This window comes from Chitinophaga sp. HK235, from assembly GCF_018255755.1.
Classification (GTDB): domain Bacteria; phylum Bacteroidota; class Bacteroidia; order Chitinophagales; family Chitinophagaceae; genus Chitinophaga.
Genome location: NZ_CP073766.1, coordinates 1372067 through 1383637 on the forward strand (window position 1 = coordinate 1372067; position 11571 = coordinate 1383637).

The 11571-nt window shown below is 46.3% G+C and carries 10 protein-coding genes; 7 read left to right on the forward strand and 3 right to left on the reverse strand.

Annotated features, from left to right (window positions below; all coding sequences use genetic code 11):
* Positions 1-116 precede the first annotated feature (116 nt).
* Positions 117-1745: a hybrid sensor histidine kinase/response regulator gene (locus tag KD145_RS04200; RefSeq protein ID WP_212004655.1), complete on the reverse strand. Its 1629-nt coding sequence runs from the start codon at positions 1743-1745 to the stop codon at positions 117-119.
* Between the two features lie 292 nt (positions 1746-2037).
* On the opposite strand from KD145_RS04200, the gene KD145_RS04205 reads away from it, so the two are divergent.
* The 7 genes from KD145_RS04205 to KD145_RS04235 all read left to right on the forward strand — a co-directional run bounded on the left by KD145_RS04205 (position 2038) and on the right by KD145_RS04235 (position 8619).
* Positions 2038-2898: an AraC family transcriptional regulator gene (locus KD145_RS04205; protein ID WP_212004656.1), complete on the forward strand. Its 861-nt coding sequence runs from the start codon at positions 2038-2040 to the stop codon at positions 2896-2898.
* A gap of 74 nt (positions 2899-2972) precedes the next feature.
* Positions 2973-4139: an NAD(P)/FAD-dependent oxidoreductase gene (locus KD145_RS04210; protein WP_212004657.1), complete on the forward strand. Its 1167-nt coding sequence runs from the start codon at positions 2973-2975 to the stop codon at positions 4137-4139.
* 103 nt (positions 4140-4242) lie between these two features.
* On the forward strand, positions 4243-4608 hold the full coding sequence (locus tag KD145_RS04215) for a hypothetical protein (protein ID WP_212004658.1): 366 nt from the start codon (positions 4243-4245) through the stop codon (positions 4606-4608).
* Positions 4609-4711: 103 nt separating this feature from the next.
* Entirely contained in the window at positions 4712-5080 is a 369-nt protein-coding gene (locus tag KD145_RS04220) for a hypothetical protein (RefSeq protein WP_212004659.1), read from the forward strand.
* A gap of 70 nt (positions 5081-5150) precedes the next feature.
* Positions 5151-5507, forward strand: coding sequence for a hypothetical protein (locus KD145_RS04225; protein ID WP_212004660.1), 357 nt, complete (start codon positions 5151-5153; stop codon positions 5505-5507).
* Positions 5508-5662: 155 nt separating this feature from the next.
* Positions 5663-6721: a hypothetical protein gene (locus KD145_RS04230; protein ID WP_212004661.1), complete on the forward strand. Its 1059-nt coding sequence runs from the start codon at positions 5663-5665 to the stop codon at positions 6719-6721.
* Positions 6722-6978: 257 nt separating this feature from the next.
* Complete coding sequence (locus KD145_RS04235) at positions 6979-8619, forward strand: peptide MFS transporter (RefSeq protein ID WP_212004662.1); 1641 nt, start codon at positions 6979-6981, stop codon at positions 8617-8619.
* Between the two features lie 87 nt (positions 8620-8706).
* Here the strand turns inward: KD145_RS04235 and KD145_RS04240 are convergent, their stop codons facing one another.
* Both KD145_RS04240 and KD145_RS04245 read right to left on the reverse strand, forming a co-directional pair.
* Entirely contained in the window at positions 8707-10524 is a 1818-nt protein-coding gene (locus tag KD145_RS04240) for an OmpA family protein (RefSeq protein ID WP_212004663.1), read from the reverse strand.
* Positions 10525-10542: 18 nt separating this feature from the next.
* Positions 10543-11544 (reverse strand): type IX secretion system membrane protein PorP/SprF, encoded by a 1002-nt coding sequence (locus KD145_RS04245; RefSeq protein WP_212004664.1) that lies wholly within the window; start codon positions 11542-11544, stop codon positions 10543-10545.
* Positions 11545-11571 lie beyond the last annotated feature (27 nt).

Here is an 11571-nt window from a genome sequence, read left to right on the forward strand (position 1 = left end):
GACAATAAGTTAGTATTAAATTACATATATCCAACGTAATTAAGGAGACTCCTATCCTTAAAATGACATAGGGTCGTGCATATGCACGACCCTATCCAGTTATACGAAAGCAATAATCAGTTGGTGGTCCGGACTTGATGCAGGAGTGTAACCATTCTATTAAACTCATTCATCTCCAATGGTTTCAAAATCAAGCCATCTGCTCCCTGCTCACACACCATCTCGCGGGTAAGGTAGGCATCCCCCGAAACAATGATAGCAGGTACCTGTTTCAAAGCCGGCATTTGCTTAATCCTTCTTATAAGTTCCAGTCCTGTAGTATCCTCCAAACTATGATCTACCAGTAACAGATCCGGTACATAACCCGACTCCAATACCTTCATCGCACTTTCACCACTTTCAGCCCCTTCTACCGCTACCCCTGCCTGCTTTAGCAATCGCATCATGCTATACCTTTGCATATATTCATCTTCAATTACCAATATTTTATGACAGAATTCAATCCAGTCGGGCGTCTCCATTTTATCTTTAACAGGAGCAGTTGTCTCCACTAATTTAAAGGTGGCCGTAAAAATCACCCCATTCCCGGTGTTACTGTTAACCTGAATTGTTCCTCCCAGAAGGGTCACCAGCCTTTCCACCATGTACAAGCCCAAACCCGTGCCTTCAGAGGCATTCCCTCCTTGCGTTTCAAAAGGCAGAAAGATCTTCTCAATTTGCTCTGCTGTCATACCAGTTCCCTCATCTGCCACTGAGAGTTGCCAATTTCCAGCACCTGCGCGGAGGGATATGTCAATTTTACTTTTTGGCGCTGTGTATTTAATAGCATTATAGATAAGGTTATTAGCAATACGGGTAAGCTTTTCCTGATCTCCTTCTATACAAGTCGGGAAATCCTCACTGATATGTAACCGGATCTGTATACCATTCTTTTGCGCGCTATAAGTTCCTACACTTAGTATTTTTTCTATCCACTCCTTTATGATGATTGGCTGTGCATGTAACTCATATACCTTACCGGCTTCCAGTCGGGACAGGTCCAGGGTAGCGTTGATAATGTGCAGCGCCTGGTAACAGGCAGCATCGAGGTTCCGATACACCTCCTTCACTTCATCTGTTGCAGAACGAAATTGTAACAAATACTGGCTGATCAGGGTAATCGTATTCAATGGCTGTCGTACTTCATGAATAGTCTCCCGAACATAAACTGTTTTTGCTTCATTCGCCCGGGCCAGCTTATGCATGAGCGTATTAAGATTTTGCTGCAACCGTAGATTGGTTGCATCGTAGAAATACAGAATACCTGCATTTAACAACAGAATGATACTTTTTGCAATCCATTGTGCTGTATAGGAGTCGTAAGGTCGGGGAGTAATGAATGCATATGTTTTATTTATTTCCAATGCCACCATCGTACAAATGCTAATGGCAATACACAACAAGCGGCCAGCCTTATTCCGTAAGATCAGCATGGGTAACCCTACCAGAAATATAGCCATCAGATTGACATCCAAAAACGCTCCCAGTACTAACCCGAAATACAGTACAGCAGCATTCATGATAAGATGAGTAACAACTGCCGCGACTGTATACTTTCCTTTAGAGTTGATCCATAACACAATTACAAAAAGTATAATCTCCAGATATGCCCCCAGCAACACCCGCCTGGAATCCAGCAGGTAGCCCAACAAGCTGCCAAAAGTAATCGCCAGACTTATATTAATCAGTGCAACAGTATTAATCAAAAAAACAAGTCTTTTTTGCTCCGCGTCATTCGCATGATTTTCCCCGAGACGAGGTAAAGAACGTAATACATGAAACAGGTTCATTGTGGGCTATTTTTGAGTGACCAGTCTGGGATGGCTTAAAATAAGGATTTATGAGGTTTGTTTATCAATTTGTCTTATCATGGTGGTTCTATAAAAACAACTGTTCAATTTAGTATTTTATCAAAGATCTACAAAATCCCATTTAGCGGCATAGGCTATATTTGCATCCTGAAACTAACCATGATTCACCATTTCAAACCCACCATCCATGAGCCGGGAGCGATCATCAATACCCATCAATACACTGGAAGCAGCTCCCGGAGCAGACATCGCTATCCGCCACCTCCTTGCTCTCAGCTCGGCCGACATTTACCAACAACAGGCCCACCGCGACGATCACTATCTTTTTTTATGGGTAGAGAAAGGCAGCTGTCTTTTCATGATTGATTTTGAGACGCTGCCGCTGAAGGCCGGAGAAATCATTTACGTATATCCGGGGCAGGTACATGCATGTGTTGAGGCCGCTCATGTGCAGGTGACGGCTTTATCTGTTGCTCCGCAGCTGATACATACTATCTATAGAAGCACCCTCGAAGCGGTAAACGGGATACAGCGCCCTCTCCTGCTGGATACCGCTGCTGGAGGCATACTCAGGCAAGGCTTGCTGCTGCTGGAGCAACTACTGGAGCAACCCACCCATACGCCATTCCGGCAACAGGTATTAAGCGGCGGGACAGATATATGCATGGGTATTTTTGTGGCAGCTTTTAAAGACAGCCGGCATGAACCCACCGGCAGCAGCCGGCCGGAAACTATCATGCGCCAATTCAGGACGCTGTTGATAAATAGTTACCTGTCTGTCAGAACACCTTCCGACTATGCTGCAGCCTTGCATATCTCCGTATCTTACCTCAGCGAAATCGTGAAACAGCAATCCGGCTTTACCGTCAATCACTGGATACATCAGCAGCTGATACTTGAGGCTAAGCGGCAGTTATACCATACCGACCGTACCATTAAGGAAATCGCCCATGAGCTGGGCTTTGAAGATCACGCCTATTTCTCCCGCCTGTTCCGGAAAAAAACAGGGCTGACACCACAGCAGTTCCGTATCGAATGCCGAAAATAGTCCTAAGCATCCCCGGTTTTGTCCATTTCCCGTGACTGCATGATACCCGAGCTTTGCGGGTAAATCATGAAACGATGGAACAACTGAGGGTAATAATTGCCGGAGCTGGTCTGAGCGGCCTTTGCCTGGCACAGGGATTGAGAAAAAACGGTATTGACTGTTGCGTGTATGAAAGAGATGCCGCTTTCGACAGCAGAACACAAGGCTACCGGATACGGATAGACGAAACAGGACAAAATGCATTGTCCTCCTGCCTCTCCCCTGCATTATATACTGCATTTGAAAACAGTGCTGCCCAACCCGCAGGCGTATATACGCTGGATACGGGCATGCAGACCCTTACCGACAAATGGGTAGACCAATGGATCATGGATGAACGGGAAATACCTGCTGATCTGAAAGCAGATCGGCATACCATGCGAAAGGTGCTGATGACAGGAATAGAAGACCGTGTATTTTTCGACAGTGATATCAGCGGTTATACTGTTCTTCCTGATAACAGGGTAAAGTGCCTGTTCGCCAACGGTGATACCCGTGAAGCCGATGTGCTGGTGATTGCCAATGGCGCATCTTCTTCATTGATCGCTGGCTGTTTCCCGGGTACCATGCTGCGGGACACCGGTGGTGTTTGCATTTATGGCAGGGTGGCGTTGCGGGAGAAACAGCAGCTGTTGATAGGAGATGTCATCCGGCTAGGGACCAACGTTATCTTTGACGGGGATATGGCGGCCATTATAGACGTGATGCAGTTTGATCGTGCTTATAAAAATGTCTCCCTGCCGGAAGACTATATCTATTGGGCATTGATTGGTAAACGAAGCAGCTTTGGATTGGAGAATGATCAATCCTTAAGACTTGCGCCGGAAATACAGGGAGACTGTGTCCGTGAAGGTACCAAACGCTTCTCTCCAAAACTAAACCCGTTATTTTCCCAGACAGAAATCACCGCTATGTCTATTGTTCCGGTACGGCATTCTGTACAGGGGAAACGATCCGGCCTTTCCCCTGTTACTGTTATGGGAGATGCCATTCATACCATGAGCCCCGCAGCCGGCCTGGGAGCCAATACCGCCCTGCGTGATGCGGCATTACTGGCAGAGAGCCTGCAACAGGCCGCCAATGGGAGTTTACAGCTGATGGAGGTAATAACCTATTATGAAAAACAGATGCTGGAATATAGCGCCGCTGCCATAGCTGCTTCTGAACGGGGAAGCAAATTGCTATATAACGCCGGAGAGTGATGCAACCAAAGCCGCCACCGCTGCAGTGCCACACCATTCCCGCTTCGTAGCTTTACATACAGATTGGAGTCCGGACATTTCATCACTTCAAAATCTTTGTTGTATGAAAACACTTACCTGTATACTCGTAGCACTACTGCTACTGAGTGCCACTCCAGCATCTGTAGAAAAAAAAGTAACAGCTCGCCGAAGCAATGTCACCGTGCACGTCTGGTTTTACAGTCGAGGTACCACTACCGTTTTCCCTATCTGTGGCGTGCCGTTGCAGTCGCCAAAGGTGTACCAATGGGGTGTTCAAACAGTTGATGTCAACTGTCCATCCAGCTCTGTTGTGCTGGATGTCACCGAAGGGCAAACACTTTCTGCCGCTGCATGGCTGGATTTGACACATTACCTCGCCAGCGATCCTCTTGTTGTAAGTGCTGATATGATAGGAGCAGGCTCGATTGATTTGATTATTGAATTCTAATCAGCCGGTATCTATTCGTGCTGCTGTGACACGCCATTCCCGCTTCGTAGCTTTACAGACAGATTGGAGTCCGGACATTTCATTACTTCAAAACCTTTGTTGTATGAAAGCACTTACCTGTATACTCGTAGCGCTATTGCTACTGAGTGCCACTCCCGCTTCTGTAGAAAAAAGAGCACCAACTAGTCAAGGCAATGTTACCGTGCACGTCTGGTTTTACTATCCACGTTCTGGTGCCGTTATCGGTATCTGTGCCCTGCCCATATGGGAGCCTTTAGTGTACGTATATGGTGTTACAACTGTCAATGTCAACTGCCCATCCAGCTCCGTTGTGGTGAATGTCTCCGAAGGAGACACCGTTTACTGTAGCACATCGATATATCTGAAATGGAATGTCGTCTGGAGCGATGTTAACATTATAACTGCCGATGAAATTGGAGCAGGGTCGATTGATTTGATTATTGAACAGTAATCAACCGGTATCTATCCACTATTCATGCTGTCCGTCAGAAAATATTATTCACAACCTTAAAATTTGTAATATGAAAACACTTACCTGTATACTTATGTCCCTATTGCTACTGAGTGCCGCTCCCGCATCTGTAGGAAAAAAAGTAAACGCTCAAGGCAATGTTACCGTGCACGTCTGGTATTTCCATCAAGGTGCCGTTGTCGGTATCTGTAACGTGCCGGTCTATGGGCCCAAGGTGTTCATATGGGGTATTCAAATAGTTGATGTCAACTGTCCATCCAGCTCTATTGTGGCGAATGTCACCGAAGGGCAAACACTTTCTGCCGCTGCCTGGCTGGATCCTACAAATTACATCGCCAGCGACCCTCTTGTTGTAACTGCAGATATGATAGGAGCAGGATCGGTTGATTTGATTATTCAGGTGTAATCAGCCAGTATTGCAGTCAGAAAATAAAACAAGGCGGAATCAGTATTCCGCCTTGTTTTATTTTCTGACTGCCACTGTTGGTCTATTTGGTTGCATTGGTTAACTTACAGCCGTTTGAATTTTAAGAAGCAGTGTTTACCCACCCCGGTTTTCGCATGGAAAATATAACAATACATGATCTCGTTCGTATGATCGGACGTAAGAGTACAGATCCGGAATTCGTTCAATGGTATACTAAGCTGGGAATAGGAGCTCCTCCCCCAGCCCTCAAGAACGGCGGCAGACTTTTCGAAGACAAGCAGCACCAGTTACAGATTGGTTTTGATTATGAGATCATGAATGATAGATTTTACCCACCTGTGCTCTCAGATGAAGATTTTAATTATGATTGTTACTGTTCCCGGATAGAAGTATTCCAAATCAGTTATGGTGCTAATGAGGATGAATACCAGGACAGGAAGCCTGCAACATTCTGGCAGGATTTCATTCATCCCGGTAGTACCATTGAAGAATGTATTGAATTTTTTGATGGGAAATATGAGAAGGGCGGAGCTTTTGATTGTTACTCGTTTCACAAAAATCTGAATGAAACCGTTGAACTGATCGTATGTTTTACCAGTGACAATCGCCGGATCAGATGGATAGAGATATTCATTAGTCAGTCCACGGAAATTTTTGGATACCGGCAATTGAGCCTCGATTGGATGAGTAAATTTCCGACCTGGAGAGGTATGGAACTGGAACTCCGAAGACTGCAACCCTATCTCCTGCTCGTAAAATGGCTGTTTGATCAACGCTATCTGCTCCTACCGGAGGACGTATATCAGCAGCCCCTGGGCCTGGATGAACAACCGTTACTGGATTTTACCAACAAATATTTAAATGGTCACCTCTGGGACAACCAGCTCGTTGATGTCCCTTATTTATGTGAATTTTTATTCTCCGTAGTCCAATCAGGATACAACACTATACAAACCCCAGAAGGTAAAACGTGGGATATACACATCGACCACCTGTATATTAAAGCAGCCGGACTTGAGGAAACCTATAAGAAACTGAAAAAAAATCACAGGGACCCGAAATGGAATACAAAGATGTATAATATAACGACGCTTCTTCATTTAGATGAAGAACAAAGTCTGACCATGCTTCGCATCCTTACTGAGGCCTTTGAAATTTTTAACCGATACACAATGGAACAAAGAAGATATTAATATAACTCAGGCGTAAATGCAGGGGAAGTCCTCCGCTTTTTGATAATACCGGCGCTAAGATACGCCCAAGGATACACTAACAGGGAATGCCGGTGTATCCTTTTTAGTATCCCTTCACTGCTGAAATACTGCAAACACAACCCCATTGAGCTTATATTCCCATCTTTCCCTTATTTTAGCGGTTTGGCAGTAACGGGTAATTCCCTTTTTACTGCCACAACATAACCTGTATCACGTACTTAGAGCATTTTATTTACATGGAAAAAACACGTAATCATCCGGCAGCATTGCCATTCCTGTTTCTCTCCGAAATGTGGGAACGTTTTGGATTTTATCTGATACTCGGCATTTTTCAGTTGTATCTGACTGACACGGCAAAAGGTGGCTGGGGCATGGACCGGGCCACTGCTGCGGATATCTTCGGTACCTTCATCGCTTTTGTATACCTGACGCCTTTTCTTGGAGGGCTGATAGCTGACCGTAAACTCGGCTACAGTAAGTCAATTATCATCGGCGGGATACTCATGGGCATAGGCTATATAGGCCTGTCTGTACACAACCTCACCGTTTTTTACCTGTCCCTCGCACTGATATGCATTGGTAATGGCTTCTTTAAACCCAATATCTCCACGCTGCTGGGAAACGTATACAATGATGACAGATACCGTAGCCGTAAGGATGTAGGGTATAATATTTTTTACATGGGGATTAATATCGGCGCCTTTATCTGCAACTTTTTTGCAGCCTTCCTGCGGAATACCATCGGTTGGGGTGCTGCATTCATTGCTGCCGGTATAGGTATGTTCCTCGGGGTATTGATTTTCATTATCGGGATGAAACACTACCGCCATGCTGATGTACGCAAACCTGTGCAGGAGGGCGACATGCCATTAAGCAGGATTTTCTCTGTTGTATTTCTGCCGGCAATTGTAGTAGGACTGGGTGCCTGGTTTATTCCCGGCAACATCTTCGGGTCTGATTCCACGGATGCCTTCATTTTTGCCTGTATCCCGATATTGATGTTTTTTGTATCACTGCTGGTAAAAGCTGATGCGAAAGACCGTAAACCGATATCTGCGCTGCTCGCCATTTTTGCGGTATCTATCGTATTCTGGGCTGTATTCAAACAGAATGGTACGGCACTGACTACCTGGGCTCAATACTATACTAACAGGGAGATTCCTGCCGCCATCCAGCAACCGGCCCAGCGCCTTTACCTGGTAGAAACGGTGACGAACAAACAGGATTCAGTAACTGCCTATGATGATGAATTCAGGGTGGTACGTGACGCAGCAGGCAAACCCACGAAAGTATGGGACAAAGTAGTCTATTTCAAGAATGTGGCGCCAGAGAAAATGCCGGCTGAAGGACAAAGTATCGGTTTGTATAATACAGAGTTATTTCAGTCCATTAATCCTTTCTTTGTAATCACCCTAACACCGCTGGTGGTCCTCTTCTTTGCATTGCTGCGCAAACGGAACAGGGAGCCTTCCACCCCGTCAAAAATAGCCTGGGGCCTGCTAATATCAGCCTTATCAACGCTGATGATGGTCGGCGCAGTATATGTATGCAGCAATGGCGCTATAAAGGCATCACCCTGGTGGCTAATCGGTTGTTATGGTATTATAACGGTTGGAGAATTATTCCTGAGTCCCATGGGATTATCCCTGGTATCCAAACTGAGCCCTGCCCGCCTTACGTCTCTGATGATGGGCGGCTGGTTCCTCGCTACTTCTATCGGTAACAAACTATCCGGTATCCTGGCCACTTTATGGGATACCTATGACAACAAAGCCAATTATTTTCTGGTCAACTTCCTGTTACTGGGAGGTGCAGCAGCTGTGATATTCCTGATGCTACGCTGGCTGAACAGGATTTTCAAAGAGTATGTGAAATAATCACGATGTCTTTCAATAAAAAAAAAGCAAAGCGACTCAACGTTGCTTTGCTTTTTTTTATTGAAAAATTTCAGGTCTGGTAAATCATCACCATTTTATCCGCAGTTCAGAACGCCTGTTCTGCCTGTACTCTTCTTCCTTGCACGGCACACCATCCTTACAGCCATTCACCGGATTACTTTCTCCTTTATTGCTGTAATAAAGGCGTTTGGGATCGATGCCTTTATTAGCGAGGTAATCTATGACCGCATAACAACGTAATGCAGACAGATCGGTGTTATACTGATCACTACCGCGGTTATCCGTAAAGGAAGAGATCACGACCTTCCAGTCGGGGTGGCGTTTCAGTACTGCTGCCACCTGGTCCAGTATCCTGCGGGATTCGGTGAGCAATGATGCACTGTTATAATCATACAGAAACTTCAGTTCTTCCAGTTTCTTTTTATCTGTTTCCTCTTCTGCGGTATGTGTTTTTACAATAACCGGAACAGGCTGTTCAGGGGTTACAGGTGGCACGGTATGGGTCTGATCTGTGGCAGGCGGTGGTTCCTGGGTACGATCGACCCTGGTAAAATAATTAGGGTCTGAGAAGTAATAGACATCATCCCTGCCTAAGCCGCCCTGCCTGTTGGATGCCAGGTAACCTTCATAGCCGTTGCGTTTCAATATCAGCCCTATATCATCTGCGCCGGAGTTGAAAGGCAACTTCATGTTCTCCGGTGTTTCCCAGGTGGACTTCGCTCCTCTTACACGATAGATATCATAACCTCCCATCCCTGCATGCCCCCTGCTGGAAAAGTAAAGGATACCTTCTTCGTTTACAGTGGGGAAGGATTCTGCGCCCACCGTATTTATCTGGTTGCCACAGTTAACCGGCGCTCCCCAGCTGCCATCCGCCTGTTTCTCCGAGTACCAGATATCTGTCTGGCCTTGTCCTCCCGGGCGGTCAGATACAAAATACAGTATATCTCCATCGGAACTCAGCACCGCATGACTGGAAGAGTATCCCTCCAGATTGATGCCGGGCAGCAGTACCGGGGTTTCCCATTTGCCGTTCTTTTTTACGGACTGATAGATCTGCAGCTGACGGACACCATTCACAAGGCCCTTGCCGGTATAAGGCACTTCTTTGCCTTGTATGTTGATGGTGGCGTAAAGTGTGTCTTCCGTGCTATTCAGGCATACCGGCCCGATATTGTAATCATATTTGCCCAACAGTGCCGGTACCAGTTCTTCGAGATAGGCGTTGGAGTTATCGCCGGCATATTGCTGGTAAACATATGCTTTGTAATAAGGCTGTTCCGTACGTTTATCGATCGGTGGTTTGGCCTGAGAGCCGCTGGTGAGCGCCATGGAGCGGTAACCATTTGACATCAGCAGTAAACCTTTCTTTACGACTCCGCTCACCACGTCAGATCCGGGCGTATTCAGCTCTTTAAGCGGCTTTAATTGTACAGGGGCTCCCTTCCCGATCCATACGATAGCACTGTCGCAGCCCCGCAACGCGGCATTTTTTAACTGAAGGCTGTCTGCATTGGAGGTGGTGAACAAAGCATATTGCGCTTTGGCCGCGTCGTACTGCTCTAGTTGGCGAAGCGCCTCTCCATATACAAAATAAGCATTCGCAGGACGGTCAGGACGAATGGTAATCTCCTTGTATATATCAGTAGCTTCTTTATAGTAACCGATCTCCTGAAAGCTACGGGCCATTTTCATCAGCTGCTCTACCGGCATTTTATCCCCTTTCTGGCGGGCAATCCGGGTATAGAGCGCTCCTGCCATTGCATACTCCTGTCTTGCATAAGCTGCTTCAGCCAACTGCAACACGCTTTTCTGTTCCTGGCCATATAGATTGGCGGCAGACAAAAACATCAGCGGAATAATCATTCTGGTACAACGTATCATACGGGTAGTAACTAAGATTTAAAAATACCGGGGGTTCTTTACTGTATAATTTTTTGAAGGAATCAAAAAGCCAAGTGATATTTCATGTGATCCTCCCTGATAACCGGCCATTTTGTTGATGGTCAGATCATAAGCATAGCCGATACGCAACTTCTCTGTGGCGTAAAATTCCACCATCACACTGGCTGCGTCCAGTTCACTCAGGTCTTTCTGCAGATTGGTTTTTCTCCATATACCTACACCGGTACGATAAGAGGCCCCCACCCACAGCTTCTCTCCAATCAACAGGAAGGCGTTAATGTCTACGTTGGTAGGCCCTTTAAAATCTTCTTTTATCAGGATCGATGGTTTCAACTGCAGGTTGTCACCCAGCGGGAACATAGCACCCGTAGTAATATACAGGTGCTGTGTTTTGCGGATAGTGGAGTAGTTATTCCCTTTCCAGTTGTAACGCGAAGCATCGGTATACAACGAAAACAGGTCCATAACGGAAGCGCCGGCATAAAAGCGGGGCGTATAATAGTAAATCCCGAAGCGGGCATCCGGTACCCACACACTCTTTTTACCCAGGGGTATGGCTACATCCTCATTATCGGTGTATTGCAGGGCGTTACCATCAATGGAATACTGGGTAACGCCAGCGCCTATACCGAAACAAAGCCGGCGTGTATTTTCATCATCCAGCGGAATCCGGTAGGAGTATGAGCCGTAGAGCGACAAGGCATCCTGCGGCCCCGATTTGTCAAACAACATTTGCACTCCCAAACCTACCTTGTTGTCGCTGGCGGGCGTCACCCCGTCGAGCGACACGCCGCCCGTACGGGGTGCTCCGGGGAATCCGGCCCACTGATGACGATAAATGGCATTCGCATACAAGTCTTCCTTATAACCAGCATACGCAGGGTTAATACTTAACCCGTTGAAGATGTACTGGCTGAACTGTATGTTCTGTTGTGCCACGCTGTGCATACTTATTGCCAGCAGCAAGACCATTATTCCCGCTCTGAGTACTGTTTGCATCTTTTACACTTTTTTGTAGCAGATAAT

Coding starts and splice junctions, on each gene's coding strand:
- KD145_RS04245 (WP_212004664.1), bottom strand. CDS start 11,544: ATGCAAACAGTACTCAGAGCGGGAATAATGGTCTTGCTGCTGGCAATA.
- KD145_RS04215 (WP_212004658.1), top strand. CDS start 4,243: ATGAAAACACTTACCTGTATACTCGTAGCACTACTGCTACTGAGTGCC.
- KD145_RS04240 (WP_212004663.1), bottom strand. CDS start 10,524: ATGATACGTTGTACCAGAATGATTATTCCGCTGATGTTTTTGTCTGCC.
- KD145_RS04210 (WP_212004657.1), top strand. CDS start 2,973: ATGGAACAACTGAGGGTAATAATTGCCGGAGCTGGTCTGAGCGGCCTT.
- KD145_RS04205 (WP_212004656.1), top strand. CDS start 2,038: ATGAGCCGGGAGCGATCATCAATACCCATCAATACACTGGAAGCAGCT.
- KD145_RS04225 (WP_212004660.1), top strand. CDS start 5,151: ATGAAAACACTTACCTGTATACTTATGTCCCTATTGCTACTGAGTGCC.
- KD145_RS04235 (WP_212004662.1), top strand. CDS start 6,979: ATGGAAAAAACACGTAATCATCCGGCAGCATTGCCATTCCTGTTTCTC.
- KD145_RS04230 (WP_212004661.1), top strand. CDS start 5,663: ATGGAAAATATAACAATACATGATCTCGTTCGTATGATCGGACGTAAG.
- KD145_RS04220 (WP_212004659.1), top strand. CDS start 4,712: ATGAAAGCACTTACCTGTATACTCGTAGCGCTATTGCTACTGAGTGCC.